19 protein-coding genes and 1 riboswitch are annotated in these 24,629 nt (G+C 38.2%); all 19 genes read left to right on the forward strand.

Annotated features, from left to right (window positions below; all coding sequences use genetic code 11):
* The first annotated feature begins 361 nt into the window (after positions 1-361).
* The 19 genes from QKW49_RS20580 to purD all read left to right on the forward strand — a co-directional run bounded on the left by QKW49_RS20580 (position 362) and on the right by purD (position 24,595).
* Positions 362-1,432, forward strand: coding sequence for a branched-chain amino acid aminotransferase (locus QKW49_RS20580; protein ID WP_282864512.1), 1,071 nt, complete (start codon positions 362-364; stop codon positions 1,430-1,432).
* A 131-nt stretch (positions 1,433-1,563) separates the two neighbouring features.
* Positions 1,564-3,297: a B12-binding domain-containing radical SAM protein gene (locus QKW49_RS20585; RefSeq protein ID WP_282864513.1), complete on the forward strand. Its 1,734-nt coding sequence runs from the start codon at positions 1,564-1,566 to the stop codon at positions 3,295-3,297.
* Positions 3,298-3,405: 108 nt separating this feature from the next.
* Positions 3,406-4,941, forward strand: a complete 1,536-nt coding sequence (guaA, locus tag QKW49_RS20590) for a glutamine-hydrolyzing GMP synthase (RefSeq protein ID WP_282864514.1) — start codon at positions 3,406-3,408, stop codon at positions 4,939-4,941.
* Positions 4,942-5,477: 536 nt separating this feature from the next.
* Positions 5,478-6,152, forward strand: coding sequence for a GntR family transcriptional regulator (locus QKW49_RS20595; protein ID WP_282864515.1), 675 nt, complete (start codon positions 5,478-5,480; stop codon positions 6,150-6,152).
* A gap of 255 nt (positions 6,153-6,407) precedes the next feature.
* On the forward strand, positions 6,408-7,865 hold the full coding sequence (locus tag QKW49_RS20600; RefSeq protein WP_282864516.1) for an FGGY family carbohydrate kinase: 1,458 nt from the start codon (positions 6,408-6,410) through the stop codon (positions 7,863-7,865).
* 49 nt (positions 7,866-7,914) lie between these two features.
* On the forward strand, positions 7,915-8,850 hold the full coding sequence (locus QKW49_RS20605; protein ID WP_282864517.1) for a phosphoglycerate dehydrogenase: 936 nt from the start codon (positions 7,915-7,917) through the stop codon (positions 8,848-8,850).
* A gap of 196 nt (positions 8,851-9,046) precedes the next feature.
* Positions 9,047-10,144 carry an ABC transporter substrate-binding protein gene (locus QKW49_RS20610; RefSeq protein WP_282864518.1) on the forward strand — a complete coding sequence of 366 codons (1,098 nt, stop codon included), beginning with the start codon at positions 9,047-9,049 and terminating at the stop codon, positions 10,142-10,144.
* A 61-nt stretch (positions 10,145-10,205) separates the two neighbouring features.
* Positions 10,206-11,717, forward strand: a complete 1,512-nt coding sequence (locus QKW49_RS20615) for a sugar ABC transporter ATP-binding protein (protein WP_282864519.1) — start codon at positions 10,206-10,208, stop codon at positions 11,715-11,717.
* Entirely contained in the window at positions 11,714-12,676 is a 963-nt protein-coding gene (locus QKW49_RS20620) for an ABC transporter permease (protein WP_282864520.1), read from the forward strand. The genes QKW49_RS20615 and QKW49_RS20620 overlap by 4 nt, the downstream gene beginning before the upstream one ends.
* A 4-nt stretch (positions 12,677-12,680) precedes the next feature.
* Positions 12,681-13,505 (forward strand): N-acyl homoserine lactonase family protein, encoded by an 825-nt coding sequence (locus QKW49_RS20625; RefSeq protein ID WP_282864521.1) that lies wholly within the window; start codon positions 12,681-12,683, stop codon positions 13,503-13,505.
* 131 nt (positions 13,506-13,636) lie between these two features.
* Positions 13,637-14,608: an ABC transporter permease gene (locus QKW49_RS20630; protein ID WP_282864522.1), complete on the forward strand. Its 972-nt coding sequence runs from the start codon at positions 13,637-13,639 to the stop codon at positions 14,606-14,608.
* Between the two features lie 98 nt (positions 14,609-14,706).
* Positions 14,707-14,808, forward strand: a riboswitch (purine riboswitch).
* Positions 14,809-15,115: 307 nt separating this feature from the next.
* On the forward strand, positions 15,116-16,528 hold the full coding sequence (locus QKW49_RS20635; RefSeq protein ID WP_282864523.1) for an NCS2 family permease: 1,413 nt from the start codon (positions 15,116-15,118) through the stop codon (positions 16,526-16,528).
* A 219-nt stretch (positions 16,529-16,747) separates the two neighbouring features.
* Positions 16,748-17,260 carry a 5-(carboxyamino)imidazole ribonucleotide mutase gene (gene purE, locus QKW49_RS20640; protein WP_282864524.1) on the forward strand — a complete coding sequence of 171 codons (513 nt, stop codon included), beginning with the start codon at positions 16,748-16,750 and terminating at the stop codon, positions 17,258-17,260.
* Positions 17,257-17,964 carry a phosphoribosylaminoimidazolesuccinocarboxamide synthase gene (gene purC, locus QKW49_RS20645; protein ID WP_282864525.1) on the forward strand — a complete coding sequence of 236 codons (708 nt, stop codon included), beginning with the start codon at positions 17,257-17,259 and terminating at the stop codon, positions 17,962-17,964. Before purE ends, purC begins: the two co-directional genes overlap by 4 nt.
* Positions 17,965-18,082: 118 nt before the next feature.
* A complete protein-coding gene (gene purF, locus QKW49_RS20650) occupies positions 18,083-19,525 on the forward strand; it encodes an amidophosphoribosyltransferase (protein ID WP_282864526.1) in 1,443 nt (480 codons plus the stop codon).
* The gene (gene purM / locus QKW49_RS20655; protein WP_282864527.1) at positions 19,522-20,559 is read left to right on the forward strand and encodes a phosphoribosylformylglycinamidine cyclo-ligase; all 1,038 of its coding nucleotides are present in this window, start codon (positions 19,522-19,524) and stop codon (positions 20,557-20,559) included. Before purF ends, purM begins: the two co-directional genes overlap by 4 nt.
* Entirely contained in the window at positions 20,553-21,176 is a 624-nt protein-coding gene (gene purN, locus QKW49_RS20660) for a phosphoribosylglycinamide formyltransferase (protein WP_282864528.1), read from the forward strand. Before purM ends, purN begins: the two co-directional genes overlap by 7 nt.
* A 181-nt stretch (positions 21,177-21,357) precedes the next feature.
* On the forward strand, positions 21,358-22,902 hold the full coding sequence (purH, locus tag QKW49_RS20665; protein ID WP_282864529.1) for a bifunctional phosphoribosylaminoimidazolecarboxamide formyltransferase/IMP cyclohydrolase: 1,545 nt from the start codon (positions 21,358-21,360) through the stop codon (positions 22,900-22,902).
* Between the two features lie 433 nt (positions 22,903-23,335).
* The gene (gene purD / locus QKW49_RS20670) at positions 23,336-24,595 is read left to right on the forward strand and encodes a phosphoribosylamine--glycine ligase (RefSeq protein ID WP_282864530.1); all 1,260 of its coding nucleotides are present in this window, start codon (positions 23,336-23,338) and stop codon (positions 24,593-24,595) included.
* Positions 24,596-24,629: the final 34 nt, after the last annotated feature.

Here is a 24,629-nt window from a genome sequence, read left to right on the forward strand (position 1 = left end):
CATCTCCTGACTTTATCAGTTTATATTCTATTGAAGGAAGTGTTGAAAACCCGTATTATATCATAATTGTACGTACAATATGAAATAAGAGTATGGAAAAAATACTTACAAGGAATACTAGTCGATCGTCGAATTGTGTGCAAAAATTAGTTGTAAAAATTTTATTGATTTAGCAAAAAAATTTATTTTAAAGAAGAAGACACTGCTTTGGCATCTCTTTGTTTTGTATAAAATATATACAATATTTCATTATGGGATTGTATTTTGATGCTTTTTTAAGTAAAATATAATGTAGGTAAAATGCATCTGTAAAATCAAAATGCATAACGATATGAATTATATATAGGAGGGACCAGCCAAAATGTCTTTAGATATTAAAATTGAAAAAGTAAAAACCCCAAAACAAAAACCCGACCAAAACAAGTTAGGGTTTGGACAATATTTTACAGACCATATGTTTATTATGGATTATACCGAAGGAAAGGGATGGCATGACGCAAGAATCGTACCTTACGCGCCATTGCAGTTAGACCCCGCAACAATGATGCTTCATTATGGACAAGCTATCTTTGAAGGAATGAAGGCGTACAAAGCGAAAGATGGAAGGATTCTTTTATTCAGACCTAAAAAAAATATGGAAAGAATCAATATTTCCAATGACAGATTATGTATTCCTGAAATAAATGTAGATGATTGCGTTGAAGCGGTGAAGGCGATTGTAAACCTGGATAAGGATTGGATTCCGGAAGCGGAAGGAACTTCTCTTTATGTAAGACCGTTTATCATTGCGACCGATCCGTTTCTTGGGGTGAGACCTTCAAATACATATATGTTTATGATTATTCTATCGCCTGTTGGAGCATATTATCCGGAAGGTATCGATCCGGTTAAAATTTATATCGAAACCGAATATGTGAGAGCGGTAAAAGGCGGCATAGGCTTTGCGAAAACTGCGGGCAACTATGCGTCCAGTATAAAAGCACAGATGGAAGCCAAGAAAAAAGGCTATACGCAGGTACTGTGGCTTGATGGTGTTGAAAGAAAATACATTGAAGAAGTGGGCACTATGAACGTATTCTTCAAGATCAATGGCGAAATTATAACGCCATCATTGGAAGGCAGTATCCTGGCGGGAATTACCAGGGATTCTTCTATTGATCTTTTAAGATCTTGGGGACTAAAGGTAACCGAAAGAAGAATTTCTATCCAAGAACTGTATGATGCTCATGCCAAGGGTATTCTGGAAGAAGCCTTTGGAACCGGAACTGCAGCAGTCATTTCTCCTATTGGAGAGTTTAATTGGGATGGAAATATAATCGTTGTTAATGAAGGTAAAATAGGAGAAGTTTCTCAAAGACTATATGATGCGATTACCGGTATCCAAAATGGAGAACTTAAAGATGAGTTTGGATGGACGGAAGAAGTAAAATAATCATCACTAAGATAATACATTACATCAGATGTTAACAAACAAAGGCAGGTCTTGGACCTGTCTTTGTTTGTTAACCCATAATTTGTGATATACTATGAGGAAAGAGAATTTCCAACAAGGAGAAATACCGGATGAAAGTATTGTTAACAACACTGAATGCAAAATACATCCATTCATCGCTGGCGTTAAGATACCTGGAGAAACATTGTAAAAGCAGTAATTATGAGTTGGCTGTGGAGGAATACACTATTAATGACCAGCTTGATGCTATTACAGCGGGTATCTATAAAAATATTGCTGATATCATTGCCTTTTCATGTTACATATGGAATATCTCCATGATTATAGAGATTGCAGATAGGATCAAAAAGGTACAGCCTGATTGTATAATTATTTTCGGTGGACCGGAAGTTTCTTACGACGCCGAAGATGTGCTGCGTACGCATGAACATGTAGATTATATTGTGATAGGAGAAGGAGAAGAGACATTAAAAGAATTGCTGCAATATTTAAGTTCCGGCCGTGAGTTATTGGAAGATATCAAAGGCATCGCATACAGAAATCAAACAGATAGTATTATTGTTAATGAATGCAGGTCGCTTATAAAAAATTTGGATGAAATCCCCAGTCCGTATCATCAAAAAGACTTGGAGCAACTATCTGGAAAGCTGATTTATTATGAGACCTCAAGAGGGTGCCCTTTTAATTGCAGCTACTGTTTGTCATCTACCGTGCATGGGGTACGGTATTTTTCCATAGATCGGGTAAAGTCGGATTTATTGTTTCTTATAAAAAATGGCGTAAAGCTAGTAAAATTTGTAGATCGGACTTTTAATTGCGATAAGAAAAGAACCATGGAAATATTTCAGTTCTTAGCCGAGCATCATAAAGAAACATCTTTTCATTGTGAAGTAGCCGCTGACTTATTTGATGGCAGCATGATTGAGTTTTTGTCTACGATCCCTGAAGCACTGATACAGTTTGAAATTGGAGTTCAGTCTACTAATCTAGACACCATCCATGCTATCTATAGAAAAACGAGCTTTGATAAATTAGCTGCGAATGTTGAAAAGATTAGAGCAGTTGGGAATATACATCTTCATTTAGACCTGATAGCCGGATTGCCGGAAGAAGATTATCGGTCTTTTGCGCAATCCTTTGATGATGTATATCGGCTACAGCCCCATGTGCTGCAGCTAGGCTTTCTAAAGTTGCTGAAAGGTTCTAAAATCAGGACGCAATCTGCTGAATATGAGTATAAATATACGGCGTTGCCGCCTTACGAAATACTGAAAAGTAAATGGCTGAGTTATAAAGAAATATTAAAACTTAAAAACGCAGAAGATGTACTGGAAAAGTATCATAATTCAGGGGTCTTTAGAGAATCTTTACGGTATATTCTAAATCACTATTATTCATCGCCGTTTCATTTTTTTGAAGTATTAGGAGATTATTTTGAAAAGCAAGGGTTGAATAAAATGTCTCACAGCCGCAAAGCGCTGTACGACATATTGTATGAATTCTATGAGAAAAAAATTAAACAGGATGTACCTATATTTACCCAATATTTAAAGTTTGATCTGATATTGAACCAAAAAGGGGCGCAGCTTCCTTATTGGTGCGATAGGGATGAGAAGCCGGGTTTTAGAGAACGCTGCTTTGAGTTTTTGAAAAATGAGCAAAATGTTCAAAAATATCTACCAAAATATGCAGGCATGCCTGCTAAAAAAATCATTAAAGAAGTAGGGTTTGAACAATTTAAGTTCGATGTGTTAAATAAACAAGCGGGCACCAAGGGATTTAGTCCTACTGTGATATTAATTGACTATGCAACGGGAAAGACATATTCTTTATCTCAATTTTAGGAATTGGATAATAAAATAAAAATTACCCTTTTATTTTTCCACATTATCATATATAATAATTCATTATTGTGAGCAATGGAACTGATTTATTATGATGGAGGTATGTACGTGAATAACGAGATTGTTTTAGTGCTTGATTTCGGTGGACAATATAACCAATTGATTGCGAGGAGAGTAAGGGAGTGCAATGTATATTGCGAAGTGCTTCCTTATCATGTTTCCATAGACAAAATTAAAAGTATGAATCCTAAGGGCATCATATTTACCGGAGGACCGGCAAGTGTTTATGCGGAGAATGCGCCAATGTGCAGTAAAGAAATATTTGAGCTAGGCATACCAGTGCTTGGCATCTGTTACGGAGTACAGTTAATGGGACATCTTTTAGGTGGAAAGGTAACCAAGGCTCCAAAAAGGGAATATGGTAAAACGGATATTTCTCTTAACTGCAGCAGTAAATTATTTGAAAATGTTGAAGAAAACACAGTTTGCTGGATGAGTCATACCAATTATGTTGAAGTTCCGCCTGAAGGTTTTGCTATCACTGCTAAAACCGAGAATTGTCCGGCAGCAGCAATCGAACATAAAGAAAAGAATTATTATGGGGTGCAGTTCCATCCGGAAGTTGTCCATACGCCAAAGGGAAAAGAAATACTCAGAAACTTCTTATACAATATATGTGAATGTGCCGGAGACTGGAAGATGTCTTCTTTTGCGCAACAGTCAATCCGTGAGATTAAAGAAAAAGTCGGTGATAAAAAGGTGCTGTGTGCACTATCTGGCGGCGTAGATTCTTCGGTAGCGGCGGTAATGATTCATAAAGCTGTTGGAAAACAGTTGACATGTATCTTTGTTGATCATGGCCTTTTGAGAAAAGACGAAGGTGATGAGGTAGAACAGGTATTTACACAGCAGTTTGATATGAATCTGACACGTGTAAATGTAGAAGAGCGTTTTTTAAATAAGCTTGCCGGTGTTTCGGATCCTGAAACAAAAAGGAAAATCATCGGGGAAGAATTCATCAGAGTATTTGAAGAAGAAGCGAAAAAGATAGGCACCGTGGATTATCTAGTACAGGGAACCATTTATCCTGACGTGATAGAAAGCGGCGTTGGAGATGCCGCGGTGATTAAAAGCCACCATAATGTTGGGGGACTTCCTGATTATGTGGACTTTAAAGAAATCATCGAGCCTTTAAGAAATCTTTTCAAAGATGAAGTAAGGCAGGTTGGATTGGAATTAGGCATACCTGAACATATTGTGTGGAGGCAGCCTTTCCCGGGGCCGGGTCTTGCCATCAGGGTGATCGGGGATATTACGAAGGAAAAGCTTGACATCTTAAAAGAAGCGGATGCGATTTTCAGAGAAGAAATAGCTTTAGCAGGACTGCAGAGAGATATACATCAGTATTTTGCCGTATTAACCGGTATGAAGAGCGTTGGTGTTATGGGAGATGAACGTACCTATGACTATACCATAGCATTAAGAGGTGTAACTACTACCGATTTCATGACTGCCGATTGGGCGAGGATTCCTTATGATGTTTTAGAGAAAATTTCTAATAGAATTGTAAATGAAGTCAAACATGTAAACAGGCTGGTGTATGACATTACCAGCAAACCGCCTGCGACCATTGAATGGGAATAAATAGACATTAGATTAAAAAGGCCTCGTTTTCTTTGTATACAAAGAAAACGAGGCCTTTAAATATATCACTATTTATAGATAAAAAACCTTAAAGTTAGAAATGATGTTACCGGAATGCCACCTGGGGACGGTTCCCCAGTAGCATGAAAATCATATGCCACAGACGAACCGTCCCTAAGTAACATTCCTACTTCCGTGCTCCAATTTATAATTTTAGAGTTTTTTATCTATATCTAAAAGTTTTCTATAAAAAAACACAAAAATTTTTTTTTTTTGCAGGAATTTTTAAATATATATAGAATATATATTAATGCAATTTAAAATTTTAAATCTAAAACTTTAACTAAGTAAATTGAATTTGATAAACAAATACTGTGAAACCAATTTTCTTTAAAAAAGTATTAAACGGTTTAAAAGTAGGGCAAGATTTTAGGTTCAAATATGAACGACTTATCATAGATTCTAAATCTAAAACTTTATTTAGTTAAAATAAAAAATAACATACACAGAAAGGAAGGTGGTTAATACTGAATACAATGAACTATCAAACTCAAACATTAGTAGATGTGGCATACAAAGCAATAAAAAAGGACATCACCGAGAGAGTTCTTATTCCTGGGCAGAAGATTATACTTAGAGAACTATGTGAAAGATACGGGATCAGTGAGACACCTATTAAACAAGCTTTAAACAGACTGATCATTGAAAGACTGGTGGAAAGTATTCCGCGAAAAGGAATGAAAGTGAGAAAAGTGCAGTGGGAAGAAATAGAAGAGTTGATGGATATAAGATTTATGATTGAAACACATTATATAAAACAGGCAATACAAAACTTTAGAGATAATTCTAATATTAAAGAAAAGTTTTTGGAAAATTTGAATGAGCATAAAAAGATGATTGAAAATGTCGCAGATGTCAATGAATACTTCCGAAATTATTATTTAGATCAAGAATTTCATAAGCTTTATGTTAAATGTTCCGGAAATAAGAGAGTAGTAGAAATATATAATGGCCTGGGAACACATGCATATGCATATTATGTCTATGGCAGGCAGGATAAAGCAGGAATGATCGAAGGGGTTAAAGAGCATGAGGCGATATATGATGCCTTATCGGCACAAGATGAAACGGGACTTCGTGAGCGCATAGAGATACATGTAATGAATGCTAAAAACAATGTTTATCAAATGTTGAAAAAGGGAGAGCGTTAGTGTTTGTTATTTTTACGCCATAGATTTAAGCTAGTTGTAATGTATAGATAGTTAATTGTAAAGTTAGAAATAATCTTACCGGAATGCCACCTGGGGACAGTTCCTCAGTAGCATGAAAAGCATATGCCACAGACGAACTGTCCCCAAGTAGCATTCCTACTTCCGTGCTCTAATTTTTACTTTTAGAGATTTTTATCTATATTATGATAGAAAAGAGATATAGGTCTAATATATAAGTTGAGGGGAGTTAAATGGATGGTTGTTCTTGTATTAGAGGCATCTACCGCATCGGCGAAAGCGATGATTTATAAAAGCGGAGAGGGAATAGTAGGTATATTACCTAGAAATTACTCCCCGGACGCTGGTGATACCGTGATTTATGATGCTGATAAGATAATGATGGAAACTATTTTAACGGGTAAACAGTTATTAGAGCAAAAAAAAATAGATCATGTGGATATGGTAGCTACATGCAGTATATGGAGTCACAGTCTTGTAATGCTTGATAAGGATAAAAAACCTGTATCGAGGTTAAGTACATGGGCAGATACAACAGCATCATCAACCACTGAAAAGTATAGGAAGGATAATTCGCTTTTTACCTCGCTTTACAAGCGCACAGGTTGTCCAATTCATGTTACGTATACTCTTTGGAAATATATGCACCAAAAGGAAAATAGCAATTTAAGAAATGTCTCATTTATAGCATCTATGCCTGAATACCTCTTTTTAAAACTTACAGGTGAGTTTGCTGTTTCAAAAAGCACTACCTCTGCGGGAGGCTTTTTAAATCTCCATACACTCAATTGGGATGAGGAAGCCCTGAAACTTGCGGGGATTGATGCTTCAATGCTACCAAAGCTGGTGGACTCCGAATATGCTGCCCCTTTATCAAAAGAAGCGGCAGATATTCTAGGGATTAAAGAGGGGACGCCTGTACTTGTAACAGGTGCGGATGGTTGTATGAACCAGATAGCGGTAGGAGGATTTAGCGATAATGTTATGACTTTATCAGTGGGAACTAGTGCTGCTATGAGAATTTCAACTGAAAAACCTGTACTTGCTGAATACCCTTCTACATGGTGTTATGTAGGTGTAGAGGGAATGTGGATAACTGGAAGTGCCACAGCCGGTGCCGGTAACTGCATTGACTGGATAGGTAAGAAGATCTTGGGTTTTAATGGCGGTATTACTCTGAAGGAATTGGATGAGGGTGCAAAAGGTGCACTTTTGAAAGGTGATGCACCGGTTTTCCTCCCGTTTCTGGCAGGAGAGCGCTGTCCTGGTTGGGATGATACAAAGACTGCAATGATGACTGAATTAAAAATAAATCATGATATTTATGACCTTTATTATGCTGCGCTTGAAGGTGTGCTATTTAATCTGAAGCATTGTTATGAAATAACCGTACCAATTATAGGACAGCCACCAAAGTATATAAGTATTTCCGGAGGGATTGAGAAATCTCCGTTCTGGCTTTCGATGGCTTCTTCTATTTTTGGATTGCCGGTTTATGTAGATGGTCTTTTGCATACTTCAATGCTTGGCTCCGCATATATGGCACTAAAAGTATTGGGAGAAATTGATACAGTTAAAAATATAAAACCGCTGATGAAAAATAGATGTGAGCCGGACCACAGCACTAAGGAGTTTTTTCAAAAAAGATTTGAAAAATATTTAATGTATTACAGGCAGCGGCCAACTTGCAATTAAAATTTATATAATTAGATTTAGATAAAATAGAGAGGGATGGTCTTATATTATGAAAATACTAATTACTCCTAAATCATTTAAAAACTATAAAGAAAAGACTTACCCGATTTTGCAAAATCTGGGTTGCGAAATCGTTGAAAATAAAACAGGAAGAACATTAACTGAAGATGAAATTATAGACATTGCGAGTCAAGATGTGCAAGGTATTATTATTGGAGTTGATCCTTTACCCAAAAGAGTATTGGAAAGCTGTAAGGATTTGAAAGCAATATCAAAATATGGAGTAGGTATGGATAATATTGATTTAGAGGCAGCTGAGAAACTGAATATTAAAGTCAAAAATGCTGTAGGCAGTAATAATATTTCAGTAGCAGAGCTTGCGATTGCTCTTATTTTTGAGGCTGCGCGCAGGGTTTCCGTACTAGGTGCCGGCGTCAGAAACGGTAACTGGGGAAGAATAGCAGGTGTAGAGCTGACAGGTAAAACAATAGGTATTATTGGCGGAGGGCAGATAGGGAAAGAAGTTGCGAAGCGTGCAAAAGGCCTTTGCATGGAGGTGCTTATATACGATCCTTATTATAATGATTTTGAGTTTCTTGAAAAATATGGAATCACCCTTTGTGACTCTTTAGATAAAATATTATCTTTATCAGATATAGTGTCTATGCATCTACCGCTTACAACCGATACAAAATATATAATCAATACTGATACACTTAAAATGATGAAGCCTTCCGCAATTTTAATCAACACCTCAAGAGGGGAACTGGTTGACGAAGAAAGTTTGTATACAGCTTTGAAAGAAAAAGTTATAGCTTTTGCTGCACAGGATGTATTTTCGAAGGAACCCCCATCTCCTGATGAGAAGCTTTTAACTTTAGACAATTTCATTTTAACACCTCATGCCGGGGCATTTACTGCTGAGGCGGTGGAGAGAATGGCTTTGTATTCCACAAATAATCTTGTAGAAATGTTGAACTTATAAGCGTTACAAAAATTCTACCTTAATCTTTTTTAGCGTTAAGGAGGTGATCAATCAAGAATATTTAAAGAAGGTTTTAGCAGTTAAATATTAAACTTATCTGTGGGAGGTGAGATGTTTAGCTTTTGTTAAAGCAAGTTTTTTCTCATTATACAAATTTTAGAAATAATGATTAATTACAAAATAAGGAGGAATTTTAATGATTAAAAATGTAAAGCATTATCTTATTTTATGTTTAACCCTTATCGTATTGGTGTCTCTTGTTTTTACAGGTTGCTCAAGTACTGCGCCGGATTCAAAAGAGGAAGTGAAAGATAACACAGAAGCTGCTGCTGGAGAAACAAAAGATAGTGGTGAAAAAACGTCATACACCATAGGTTTTAGTAACTTCTCAGTTGGAAACTCTTGGAGAGTTCAAATGGAAGCTGAATTTAAAGCAGAAGCAGAAAAATTCAAATCTGAAGGAGTTATAAAAGACGTAATCATGACAAACTCCAACGGAGATATTTCAAAACAAATAGCCGACGTAAAAGACTTAATTACTAAAAAAGTTGATGCGATCATCATTACTGCTTCATCTCCTAGCGCATTGTCGCCTGTGGTAGAAGAAGCTATGTCCAAAGGAATCAAGGTTGTTTCCTTTGATAATTATGTAGAAACTGACAATATTACAGCAAAAGTTGGAATAGATGAAGTAGAATTTGGTAGAAAAGGTGGCCAATTCTTAGCCGATGCATTAAGTGGCAAAGGAAATATAATTGTACTTAATGGTGCTGCCGGCACGGCGGTAAATGAAATGCGTTATAACGGGGCGAAAGAAATTTTTGCTAAGTATCCGGATATAAAAATTCTTGGTGAAGCAAATGCTGACTGGGACTATGCAAAAGGAAAAGCGGCTGTAGAAAACTTTTTATCAGCCTACCCGCAAATTGACGCTGTCTGGTCTCAAGGAGGAGCTATGACACAAGCTGCAATAGATGCTTTTATCGCAGCCGGACGTCCATTGGTACCGATGTCAGGTGAAGCAAATAACGGTATGCTAAAGCTGTGGAAGGCAAATGTAGATAAAGGTTTTGATAGTATCGCTCCTTCTTCCCCTACATATCTTAGTGCAAGTGCCCTTGATGTTGCCATTGACGCATTGCAAGGTAAGACGATTGAAAAGAATGTAGTACTTGATGTGCCTGTAGTAACAAAGGATAATCTTGATGATTACGTAAAGCCTGATCTTCCGGATAGTTATTGGAACATAACAAAACTTTCTGAAGAAGATGTTAAAACATTATTCAGCAAATGATTAATAAAAAGAGACTAAAGAGGGGTTAGTCCCTCTTTAGTTTATATTTAGGGGGATACTAATGGAAAAACCGATCTTAGAGCTGAAGAATATAAGTAAAAGTTTTATAGGTGTAAAAGCTTTGCAGAATGTCAACTTTTCTTGCCGGCAAGGAGAAGTTCACATATTGATGGGGGAAAATGGTGCGGGAAAAAGTACGATATTAAAAATATTATCAGGACTATATAAGCCGGATGCAGGAACTATTCTTCTTAAGGGGGACCCTGTTAGTTTCAGAAATCCCCAGGAGGCACAGAATGCAGGAATTGCAATGGTATATCAAGAACTTACAGTCCTTCCGGAAATGACAGTAGCTCAAAATATATTTCTAAGTAATGAGCCTCGTAATCGTTGGGGGACTATCGACAACAAAGAGATTCGGCAGAAATCTAAAGAAATGCTAGTAAGATATAAAATTGATATTGACCCAGACGACTTGGTAGGAACACTGCCTATCGCAAAACAACAAATGGTGGAGATTCTAAAAATATTAGTACGAGACCCCGAAATAATAATTTTGGATGAACCTACTTCGGCGCTTGCAAGAGAAGAGGTAACCAAACTATATGATATCATAAATACACTTATCGAGAATGGGAAGACCATTATTTTTATTTCTCATCGATTTGAAGAAATTTTTCATATAGGGGACAGAGCTACTGTATTGAAAGATGGTCATTTTGTAGCTACGGTCAATATGAAGGAAATAACCCAGGAAGATCTGATAAAACTAATGGTCGGAAGACCTTTAAAATCTATTTTCCCGCCTAAATTAGATACAGATGCTAATGAAAAAGTGTTTGAAATAAGTAATTTAAATGTAGAGAACATACTTTATGATATATCTTTTGATATAAAAAAGGGAGAAGTACTAGGAATCGCCGGGTTGCAAGGACATGGACAGACTGAGCTGCTAAATAGTCTGGCAGGTGTAATACATAAGAATAGTGGGCGGATATTTATTAACTCCAAAGAGGTTCGAATTAAGAATCCTATACAAGCTATACGTTCAGGAATAGCACTAATACCTGAAGATAGAAAAACACAAGGACTTTTATTAACCTTATCGGTGAGAGAAAATGCATCTGTTGCAAGTTTGTACTTGCGGCAGGTTTTAGGGTTTATAAAGAGGAAAAAAGAAAACGTATTTGCTGATGATATTATTAAGCGTCTTTCTATAAAGACTCCCGATATGGAACAGCAAGTGGTCAATCTAAGTGGAGGGAATCAACAAAAAGTTGTCCTCGGGAAAGGACTGGCAATAAAACCGAAAGTTCTATTATTTAATGAACCTACTAGAGGGATTGATGTTGAAACAAAGCAAGAATTCTATAAATTAATGCGCAATTTAGCAGCAGAAGGCGTTACCGTAATCATGTATTCAAGTGACCTTATGGAAGTGATAGGAATGAGTGATAGAGTACTAGTCATGTATGAAGGTCGTATTACAGCGGAGATAAACAAAGATGAAATAAATGAAGAAAATATAATGCGAGGTGCTGTTGGATTAGCTGGGTCAGGAGGGAACCTATGAAACTTGAATTAAGTAAAAATAGCTACAAAAGATTCATACATCAAAACTCACAAATAATCTTTATATACGTATTTCTTTTTATATTAATAATTATCGCCGGCATTCTGGATAGGGATTTCCTCAGTACTGGAAATTTCGTAAATCTGCTGACAACAGCTTTGCCATTTATTCTTGCTTCTTACGCTCAGACTTTGGTTATCTTAACCAGTGGAATTGATTTGTCGGTGGGAGCAATCATTAGTTTATCGAATGTTCTTTGTGCAGTACTGATGGGTGCGGGTACTTTGGGATTCCTACCAGGGTTGGTTGTTGCATTGATAGCAGGAACCGGTGCAGGTTTTATTAATGGAATTATTATTACTAAGGGCAGGCTTCAGCCGATCATTGTGACATTATCTACATCTGCTATATTAGGTGGTGTCGCATTAGCAATATTACCGAGTCCGGGCGGGAAGATCAACGTGGGATTCGCCAGGGCTTTGGATGGAGATGTTCTGGGCATACCGGTAGCACTCATAGTAGCCATTATAGTAACAGCACTTGTATGGACGCTCATCAAGAATACACGGTTCGGACGCGCTTTATATGCTGTTGGGGGCAATGAAAATGCAGCATTCAGTACCGGCATATTAATAGATAAAGTAAAAGTATTGATTTATACGTTAGCAGGATTATTATGTGCCTTATCAGGGATTTTTCTCTCTGCACAAATGTATTCGGGAGATCCTACAGTTGGTTTGAATTTTACTATGAAATCTATTACTACTGTGGTGGTCGGAGGTACAAGTCTCGCAGGAGGAAAAGGAAGCATTATTGGAAGTATTGCCGGCGTATTTATTCTTGTTATTATTAATAATATCTTAAATCTAATAGGAGTTTCTTCCTTTTATCAATATATTTTACAGGGAGTTATACTAATTGCAGCGCTAGCTATTAGCTCGTTAAGAACAAGGAGATGATAATATGAGTGGAATCAAATTTACAATTCTTTCTCACGGATACATTGAAAATGATTATGCATGGAATGTTGCAGTACCAAAACCGGGAAGTTTAGAGGATAAACATCCAATGGCAGAGTGGATAAGGGTTCCGTGTTTTTCTGTTCTTATCAAACATCCTGAACAAGGGTATATTTTATATGATACCGGGTCTTGTCCCGGTGATGAAAAGGATAGGAGGCCTAAGGAACTTCAGAAGCTTTTTCCATATTACGCAAAGCGGGAAGAGTTTTTGGATGCTCGTTTGGCAGAGCTAGGTTTGAAACCTGACGATATATCAACGATTGTTTTATCGCATATGCACTGGGACCACTCGGGAGGACTTGGATTTTTCTCCAACACGAAGGCAGGCCGGAATATTTTAGTAAGTAGAAAAGATTATGAATATGGAATTACAGAGACTCACTGCTCAACGGTTCCTTTTGCCGGAGGTGGCTATTTTAAAGGGAATTTTGAATTTGAAGGCTTAGCATTTAATTTTATTGATGAAGACCAGTCTTTAGCTTCCGGTATCGATATCATCACTCTCGGGGGACATACTCCGGAATTATTGGGGTTGGTGTTGCACCTTGATGAAGGTACGGTTATATTTCCTTCCGATGCGGTATATATGAGTAAAAACTATGGTCCGCCTGCAACGCGTCCCGGAATTGTATATGATACGTTAGGCTTTGACAAGAGTATTAGAAAACTCTATTCTCTGCAAAAGAAATACAATGCGAAAATAATATTTCCTCATGATTCGGAACAATTTTCCACGCTAAAACAAGCACCATATTTTTATGGATAAATGATTTATGTTTTGCAGGTACTATAAGTAATTCTAATTATTGATAAACTAGAGGTAAAGAAATTAGGATTTGTTATACAAAAGAGTGAAGCGTGAACTTTAAATGATAACTGGAAAGGCGGAAAAGTAACATGCATTTAGAAACGAAAAGGAATCGTATTCCTTTTAGGGGTATGAATGTGAAGTCGGGGATTGTTGTGTATGCTATTTTAATAGGATTGCTTATTGTTGCTGAGATAATCTCTCCTGGATTTATTGCTCCAAATCATATGGAAAGTGTATTGAGACAAGCCTCGTTTCTGGGTATTGTTTCCATTGGACAGACTTTGGTGATTCTGACTGGAGGAATAGATCTGTCAGTTGCTTCTATAATAACACTTGCGAATGTCGTAAGTGCACAAATTATGGATGGTAATGATAGTAATATTTTAATGGCTTTTGCAGCTGTATTATTAATAGGTATTATTGCAGGCCTTATAAACGGGGTTGGTATTCATTACTTACGAATTCCGCCCTTAGTGATGACTTTAGGCGTGGGAAGTGTGATTCAAGGGATTGCGCTTGTTTATAGCAAGGGTGCGCCAAAAGGGAATACAGCTCCGTTTGTTAAGTTTATCAGCACAGGAAAGATTGGCGGAATGATTTCAGGAACGCTATTTATATGGATTGTATTGGCAATCATTGCAGTACTAATACTTAAATTTACGATATTTGGAAGGTCTGTTTATGCAATCGGTGTCAATACAATAGCATCTCGCTATTCGGGTATAAATGTTCCATTTATCACAATTATAATATATACTATCTCAGGGATAATGGCGGCTGTAACCGGACTTTTGCTAATTGGTTATACCGGTACCAGTTTCCTAAACGCAGGGGATATTTACTCCATGAATTCCATAGCAGCGGTTGTTGTTGGCGGAACGTCTATTTTAGGCGGTTCGGGAGGATATATAGGAACTATAGCAGGAGCAATTATAATGACTGTTATTGGAAGTATATTAACAATTATAAATATTCCTGTATCCGGGCGTCAAATCGCTCAAGGATTAATTATAATATTGTTGGTATTAATATATGGGAGAGAAAAGAACAAAAGATAGATGGTTAACCGAATATTAAATGGAATATTATAAAAAAAGTTCAGGTTTTTTTGGTTTTACATTGACAAATGGTATTACTTTTGGTACTATATTTTTGTGAATTTAATAGTATACCAGCTCATATAATTTCGAGAATATGGCTCGAGAGTCTCTACCAAACAACCGTAAATTGTTTGACTATGAGTGAAATTGGCAGTGTAGCTAAAACATAGCTAATCCGTATAAAGTTCGGATTATTTTGGTGGATTTGGGAAATACCATTGAACACCATGTAATCTAACAAAAATGTACAACATCTATTTAATATAGATAAAGTTGTTGCAAGCGGGCAAATAGATTTCACTCAGACGATCTATTTGTCTTTTTTTATTCTGCTGCGGATTAGAAATAATGGTTGGAGGTGATTACTGCTTGAAAGAGTAGCCGGTTGAAAGTTTACTTTTGGGACAAACTACATAAGGAAAACACAAATCAGAGACTAAAAAAGAAGGGAGTCAGTTGTTTACTATGGACAAATTTTTTGGTTTAAAAGAAAACAACACAAGCGTTAAAACAGAAATTATTGCTGGTATTACTACATTTATCACAATGGCCTATATCATCTTTGTTAACCCGAACATTTTAAGTACACCTTTATATATCTTAGGTGTTGAGGGTGCTGATGATATTAAAGCAAGCGTATTTGTAGCGACATGTATCGCTGCTGCAATCGGTACATTAATTATGGGGCTCTATGCGAATCTTCCATTTGCACAAGCACCGGGAATGGGTTTAAACGCGTTTTTTGCATTTACAATTGTGCTGGGAATGGGATATACCTTTAACCAAGCATTGGCAGCAGTCTTTATTTCAGGTATTTTATTTATTTTAATCACATTGATTGGATTAAGGGAAGCAATTGTAAAAGCAATTCCATTGAATTTAAAATATGCGATCACGGCGGGGATTGGTTTATTTATCGCATTGATCGGTATGGTAAACGCCAATATTGTAATGAAGAACTCTGCTACAGTGGTGCAGTTAGTAGATTTCTCAAAATATTTCAGTACGGAATTTTATGATAAGGCAACAAATTTGACCTATGGGATGGCAACAAGAAGTGCAATTGTCGCATTGATCGGTCTCGTTATTATCGGGGTTTTGGTCATCTTAAAGGTAAGAGGCGCTATTCTTATCGGTATTCTTGCGACTACTGTTGTGGGCATTCCTTTTGGAGTAACCAATATGGCTAACTTCGGAATATTCTCCATGCCTCCGAGTTTGAAACCTACTTTCTTTACGTTGGATTTCCCCGGCTTATTAGGCCTTGACGGGAGAGGTGTTCTTGCGGCGATATTCTCTACGTTAACCGTAGTTATTTCATTTAGCTTGGTGGATATGTTTGACACGATTGGTACATTGATTGGTACAGGGCAGAAAGCGGGACTTTTAGATGAACAGGGCAGACTACCCAGAATGGAAAAAGCATTAATGGCAGATGCTTTTGCTACAACAATCGGTGCTTGCATTGGAACATCTACCGTAACTACTTATGTGGAAAGTGGTGCAGGTATTGCAGAAGGCGGAAAAACAGGTTTGACTTCTGTAGTTACAGGAATTCTGTTCCTGGTCGCACTATTCTTCGCTCCGCTGGTAGGCTTGGTGCCTAGTGCCGCTACAGCTCCTGCGTTAATTATGGTAGGTGTGCTGATGATGGGTGCTATAAAGAATATCGACTTTGATGATATGAGTGAAGCATTACCGGCATTTTTAACGGTAGTGATGATGCCGTTTACTTACAGCATTGCAACCGGGATCGCGTTGGGATTGATTGTTTATCCTGTTACTAAAATTGTTGCAGGAAAAGCAAAAGAAGTACATCCTATCGTATATGTATTGGCAGTATTGTTTATATTAAGATTCTCAATCTTACCGCACTAGGATATAAGATGACAACAAAATGAAGTCCGATAATGGTATTATCGGACTTCATTTAATCTAGTGCATGGCAATAACGCTTATAGTATTAAATAGAGAATTGAAAATTGAGAGTTGAGAAATATAAAATTTGGAGTTTTGATAAGTAAATCTCAATTGTCAATTTCCAATTGTCAATTAGTAAAACTTTAATATCATTTAAATCATTAGGAGGTATGTAATATGTTCACAGGAAAAAAACCGAAAGTAGCGATCGTAATGGGAAGTGATTCCGATTTCCCTATTTTAAAGAATTGCATAAAAGTACTCAAGCAATTTGATGTAGAAGTAGATGTAAATGTAATTTCTGCGCACCGCACACCATATAGGGCGGAAGAATTTGCGAAGAATGCGGAGGCAAACGGCATCGATGTAATTATTGGCGCGGCGGGAAAAGCGGCTCATCTGCCGGGGGTTTTAGCAGCATTTACGACACTTCCTGTCATAGGTTTACCAATTAAATCGTCTACGATGGACGGATTGGATTCTCTGCTTTCTATTGTACAAATGCCTAAAGGGATTCCGGTAGCCACCGTTGCGATAGATGGGGCAGACAATGCGGCTATTCTTGCAGTACAGATTCTTTCCATCGGATACGAAGATTTAAAAACAAAGCTAAAAGCTTTTAAAATAGAAATGGCGAAGCAAGTAGAAGAGAAAAATGCACAAATTAAAGAGGAGGTTTCAAAAATATGAAGAAGCTAGAAATGCTTTATGAAGGAAAAGCGAAAAAGGTATATAAGACAGACCATGAAGATATGTATATCGTTGATTATAAGGATGATGCTACCGCATTTAACGGTTTGAAGAAGGGAACTATACAAGATAAGGGAGCAATGAATAATAGAATCTCCAACCACATGTTCAAACTGTTGGAGAAAGAAGGGGTTCCTACCCATTTTGTTGAAGAAGTCAATGATAGGGAAACCATCGTAAAAAAAGTTGAAATTGTACCCATTGAAGTCATCGTTAGAAATATTGCTGCAGGTAGTTTGTCAAAAAGATTGGGATTGCCGGAAGGGACCAAGATGAAATCTACAGTACTTGAATACTGTTATAAAGATGATGAGTTAGGTGACCCGATGATTAATGATTATCATGTTTATGCAATGGAACTTGCTACTGAAGAGGAATTGAAGAAAATATCCGGTATCGCTCTTAAAGTAAATGAAATAATGTCCAACTATTTAAAAGACTTGGGAATAGAATTGATAGATTTTAAACTGGAGTTCGGCAGATACAAAGGCGATATTATACTAGCTGATGAAATTTCACCCGATACTTGCCGTTTCTGGGATTCAAATACAAAAGAAAAGTTAGATAAAGATAGATTCAGAAGAGATTTGGGAAATGTTGAGGATGCATATAAAGAAGTATTAAAGAGATTGATGGGCGAGTGATTTCTAATTAATAGTGAACAGTGAATAGTGGGGAGTGGGGAGTGGGGAGTGGGGAGAAAATGTGAATTCCGAACCCAGGGTTCCCAACTTACAAGGTTATTTGGAGAGGGAAAAAGCCATGAATAAATGTGTTGATTTTGATTGGAGATTAGATAAACTAAATGAAGAATGCGGTGTTTTTGGTATCTATGATAAAGATGGCCTTGATTGTGCCCGTCTTACTTACTACGGTTTATATGCACTTCAGCATCGCGGACAGGAAAGCTGCGGGATTGCCGTAAATGATGATGGAACCATTATTCACCATAAAGATATGGGACTGGTACCTGAGGTATTCAATGATGTAGTGATCAATCACTTAAAGGGACAGATTGCAGTAGGTCATGTAAGGTATTCTACTACCGGTGCCAGCTTGCGTGAAAATGCTCAGCCACTGGTAACAAAATATGTTAAAGGGACTTTAACTGTAGCGCATAACGGAAATCTGGTAAATGCTGCTGAGATTAGAGAAGATCTGGAAAAGAACGGAGCGATTTTTCAAACCACGATTGATTCAGAGGTGATCGCCTATCTCATCGCCCGTGAAAGAGTAAAGTGCGGTTCTATAGAAGAAGCAGTAACGCGTATGATGACCAGAGTAAAAGGTTCTTATTCATTGGTGGTGATGAGCCCTCGCAAACTGATAGGAGCCAGAGATCCGCACGGTATTCGTCCTCTGAGCATTGGAAGGATAGGAAATTCATATGTCCTTGCTTCCGAGACATGCGCGCTTGATTCAGTTGGCGCGGAGTTTATAAGAGATGTTGAACCGGGAGAAGTAGTACTGATTGACCAGGACGGCCTGCGTTCTATAAAGACAAATTGCATAGGAAAATCGAATCTGTGTATTTTTGAATTCATTTATTTTGCACGTCCGGACAGCGTTGTGGAAGGCGCAAGTGTTTATGAAGCGCGGAAGCAGGCAGGAAGGATATTAGCGAAAGAGCATCCGGTAGAAGCAGACTTGGTAATCGGCGTTCCCGATTCGGGGGTTTCGGCGGCGATAGGTTATGCAGAAGAATCAGGAATCCCTTATGGTGAAGGATTAATGAAAAACCGTTATATCGGGAGAACGTTTATACAACCCGATCAAAGTCAAAGAGAAACCGGTGTCAGAATAAAATTGAACGTTTTAAAGAAAAGTGTGGAAGGCAAAAGGATTGTAATGGTGGATGATTCTGTTGTCAGGGGGACTACAAGCGGAAGGATTGTTCAAATGCTTAAAGACGCAGGAGCAAAAGAAGTCCATATGAGAGTGAGCTCACCGCCTTTCAAATGGCCATGCTATTTTGGCACGGATATTCCATCTAGGAAACAGTTAGTGGCTTCAGTACATTCTCTGGAGGAAATTCGGAAAATGGTGGGTGCCGATAGCCTGGGTTACCTGAGTATAGAGGGATTATCCCATATAGCTGTTGGTACAAACTGCGGATTTTGCAACGGTTGTTTTTCCGGAGAATATCCAATGGAGGTACCTGGCGAGGCTGACAAGATGGAGTTTGAAAGGGGGCAAAAAACATGAGTGAGAGTTATAAGTCTGCCGGTGTAGATGTTGAGGCGGGATATGAGGCTGTTAAATTGATGAAACAGCATGTTTCCAAAACTTTCATTCCGGGGGTATTATCCGATATCGGAGGTTTTGGCGGACTTTTTGAAATAGAAAAATTAAACTATGACCGACCGGTATTAGTATCAGGAACTGACGGCGTAGGAACAAAGCTAAAGATTGCCTTTATCATGGACAAGCATGATACTGTAGGACAGGATTGTGTGGCTATGTGCGTGAATGATATTGCTTGTTCCGGTGCACGTCCTCTCTTTTTTCTTGATTATGTGGCTGTTGGGAAAAACAGACCTGAGAAAGTAGCGCAGATTGTTAAAGGCGTAGCCGACGGATGTGTGCAGGCAGGATGTGCGCTTATCGGTGGAGAAACAGCAGAGATGCCGGGATTCTATCCGGATGGCGAATATGATTTGGCAGGCTTTTCTGTGGGCATTGTTGATAAGAATAAAATCATTGACGGTTCAAGAACCAAAAAAGGTGATGTGCTTATAGGGCTTGCTTCTTCAGGAATACACAGTAATGGTTACTCACTGGTAAGAAAGCTTTTTAATTTAAATGGTAATGAAGATGATAAAAAACTGGCAAGGTATATAGAAGCTTTAGGGTGCACAGTTGGGGAAGAATTATTAAAACCTACACGTATTTATGTAAAAACGCTTTTGGATTTGATTGAGAAGTTCTCGGTCAACGCGGTATCTCATATTACAGGAGGCGGGTTTATTGAAAATATCCCAAGAATGCTTCCAGATGGTTTAAGAGCAAAAATAAATAAAGGAAGTTGGGAAGTGCTTCCTATTTTTAAACTGCTTCAAGATTTAGGAAATATCTCTGAACGAGATATGTACAATACTTTTAACATGGGGATCGGAATGCTTATGGCAGTGGAAGCTTCCCAAGCGGATGAAATGCTGAAGTATTTAAAAGATAAGCAGGAAAATGCATTTATTATCGGAGAAATCATTGAGGGGGACAATGGGGTGGATATATGCTAAACATAGGAGTCCTGGTTTCAGGCGGAGGGACCAATCTTCAAGCAATCATTGATGCGATTGAAGAAGGTACTATTCGCAATGGCCGCATTGTAACGGTTGTCTCCAACAGAGAGGGAGGATATGCCCTTGAACGCGCGAGAAAGCATGATATCTCCTATGCGGTTATTCCAAGAAAAGGATTCGATAGTAAAGAAGCATATGACCAAGCTCTTTTAGAACACATGCAGCAGAAAAAAGTGGATATTATTGTGATGGCAGGGTTTCTTTCTATTATAGGAGAAAAGCTTATCGCCGCATATAGAAATAAGATCATTAATGTGCATCCTTCTCTGATACCATCATTTTGTGGTGATGGATATTATGGAATGAAGGTACATGAAAAAGCACTGGAATATGGTGTGAAGGTCACAGGTGCAACAGTACATTTCGTGAATGAAGTTGTGGACGGAGGAGCGATTATACTGCAAAAGGCCGTAGAGGTGAGGCAGGATGATACACCCGAAATCCTTCAAAAAAGGGTGATGGAAGAGGCGGAATGGAAGATACTGCCGGAAGCCGTTAATCTTTTGTGTGAAGGAAAGATTAGAGTTGAGGGACGGCACGTGGTAATTAGTTGAAAGCCTAATATAGTTATAGGGCAATTAGACGATATTTGTACATTAGGGGCGGACGACCTTGTCCGCCCGAATATAAATTAGAGTATTAACGGGCGGACAGGGTCGTCCGCCCCTACATGAACTATATTGATAGTGGTCTTAACGATATGTATGCTATCCATAAGAAAAAGGAGGACTATAAATGGCAAAAAGAGCACTAATTAGCGTTTCAGATAAAACCGGAGTGATCGACTTTGCAAAAGAACTTGATAATCTCGGATATGAAATCATCTCTACCGGAGGAACCGCAAAGGCAATCGCAGACGCCGGTATAAAAGTAATCAATGTATCGGATATTACCGGCTTTCCTGAATGTTTGGACGGAAGGGTAAAAACGCTTCATCCTAAAATTCATGCGGGAATTCTTGCGATGAGAAGCAACCCGGAACATATGAATCAGATCAAAGAACTGGATGTTGAGACAATAGATGTCGTGGCAATTAATTTATATCCTTTTAAGCAGACCATCTTAAAAGGAGATGTAGAACTGGAAGATGCAATTGAAAACATTGATATCGGTGGACCCACCATGATCAGAGCGGCAGCAAAAAACTATCAGGATGTCGCAGTAATCGTAGACCCGGCCGATTATGCGGTTGTTATCAATGAGTTAAAGGAAAGTAAAGAAGTATCCCCTAAAACCAAGTTTAAATTGGCGTATAAAGTTTTTGAGCACACCAGTCATTATGACACGCTCATTGCAAAGTACTTAAGAGAGCAAATAGGGGAAGAACTTTTCCCGCAAAACCTGTCTTTAACCTTTGAAAAAGTGCAGGATATGCGATATGGAGAGAATCCCCACCAGCAAGCGGTATTCTATAAGGAAGTCGGGCATAACATCGGATGTCTTACATCAGCAAAGCAGCTTCATGGCAAAGAATTATCCTATAATAATATCAATGATACCAATGGTGCGCTGGATTTATTAAAAGAATTCGATGAGCCTACTGTTGTTGCGGTAAAACATGCAAATCCATGCGGGGTAGGAAGTGCGGAAAATATATACGATGCATATATAAAGGCTTATGAAGCTGACCCGGTATCTATTTACGGTGGCATTGTAGCTGCAAATAGAGAAATAGACGCTAAAACCGCTGAAGAGATTAACAAGATATTTGTAGAGATCGTGATTGCGCCTGCGTATTCTGAAGAGGCCGTAAAGATCTTGACGCAGAAAAAGAATATCAGGGTATTGGAACTGAAGGATATCTCCGCCAAACTTCCTAAAGGCACCTTTGATATGAAAAAGGTTGCAGGAGGCCTATTGGTTCAGGAAATCAATAATGAATTATTAAATATGGATGATCTAAAGTATATTACTGAGAAAAAACCCACCGAGCAGGAAATGAAGGACTTAATATTTGCCTGGAAGGTTGTAAAACATACAAAATCCAATGGTATTGCCCTTGCGAAGGACAATATGTCGGTGGGTATCGGCCCAGGCCAAACCAATAGAATTACAGCTGCGAATCTGGCTATAAATTATGCCGGTGATAAGGTGAAAGGATCCGTAATGGCATCCGATGCATATTTCCCATTTCCAGATTGCGTGGAAGCGGCTGCTGCTGCAGGGATTACCGCTATTATCCAACCCGGTGGTTCCATAAACGATCAAAAATCTATTGATGCATGTAATAAATATGGAATCGCGATGGTGTTTACGGGGATGAGACACTTTAAACACTAAAATAATTAATAGTAAATAGTGAATAATTAATAGTAGTGTCAGTTCACGGTTCACAGGTCAAGGCAGATGAATGTATAGGAGGTTGTGAAAAAGTCGAATTTAGCACGCAGAAGGAGTGAAGCGTGGGGACGGACCTACTGCTGCGCTTGTTTTTTAGGGAAGCTGTAGGTCCGTCCCCATGCTTTGCGACTGATCAACTAAGCACTTTTTCACAACTTCCTATAGTGTGGTTCTAATATATTATATAAATGAGGAATATGTTGTAGAGGCGGCCATTGGTCGTCCGCAACGTAGAAAATATTATTGATGAGGGGCGGCACACGGGTCTGCCCTTTATTATGGCTATTTAAATTTCAAAGTGAATGGTACGATTAAAGATTTCAATTATTCACTATTCACTCTTAACTATTCACTACAATAATGGAGGTGTATTATGAAAATTCTTGTAGTTGGTGGAGGCGGAAGAGAACATACGATTGTATGGAAAATCAGTCAAAACCCACAGGTGGATAAGGTTTATTGTGCTCCCGGTAACGGCGGAATAGCACAAATCGCCGAATGTGTTGATATAAAGGTGATGGATTTCGATAGCTTGGTAAAATTTGCGCAAGATCATAAAATAGATATGACAATCATTGGCCCTGATGACCCTTTAGCGGCAGGAATAGTAGACGCATTTGAAGCCAAGGGCTTGAGAGTATTCGGACCTAATAAAGCTGCTGCAATCATCGAGGGAAGTAAGGTATTCTCAAAAGATTTAATGAAGAAATACGGCATACCTACAGCAGCTTATGAAGTATTTGAAAACAGTGAAGATGCGGTAAAATATTTAAAGAATACATCCTATCCTACTGTAGTGAAAGCAGAGGGGCTTGCGCTTGGAAAAGGTGTAATTATTGCGCAAAACTACGATGAAGCAGTCGATGCGGTACATCAAATTATGGAAGATAAGGCATTTGGAGAAGCCGGCAATAGGATTGTTATTGAGGAATTCCTTATAGGACAAGAAGTATCGGTATTGTCTTTTGTAGATGGAACGACTATTATTCCGATGGTAAGTGCACAAGACCATAAAAGAGCGCTAGACAATGATCAGGGATTAAACACTGGAGGGATGGGAACATTCTCCCCCAGCAGGATTTATACTCCTGAGCTTGCCGACTATTGTATGGAGAATATTTTTAAACCCACAGTACAGGCGATGAATCAGGAAGGAAGAAAATTTAAAGGAATTTTATACTTTGGTATTATTCTTACCCAAGACGGCCCGAAAGTACTGGAGTATAATGCACGGTTTGGCGACCCGGAGACGCAGGTAGTGCTGCCAAGGCTAAAAACCGACTTGGTAGAAATATTTAATGCTGTCATAGATGAAAAACTTTCAGATATCAATGTTGAATGGGAAGACAATGCGGCAGTATGCGTTGTTATGGCTTCGGGAGGATATCCCCAGAAGTACCAGAATGGATATACCATTCAAGGACTGGAAGATGCGGAAGCTATTGCTGGAGTGAAGGTATTTCACGCAGGTACCAAGCTGAAAGATAATATAATTTTGACAGCCGGTGGCAGAGTATTAGGAGTAACAGCTATGGGCAGCAATTTAAATGAAGCGATAAAAACTGCTTATGAAGGAGTACGCAAGATTACCTTTAAAGACGCTCATTATAGAACCGATATAGGAATTAAATGATTGACAAATGATAGTCCGGATGTGTATCCGGGCT

The organism is Petroclostridium sp. X23 (genome assembly GCF_030013905.1).
Lineage (GTDB): Bacteria > Bacillota > Clostridia > SK-Y3 > SK-Y3 > X23.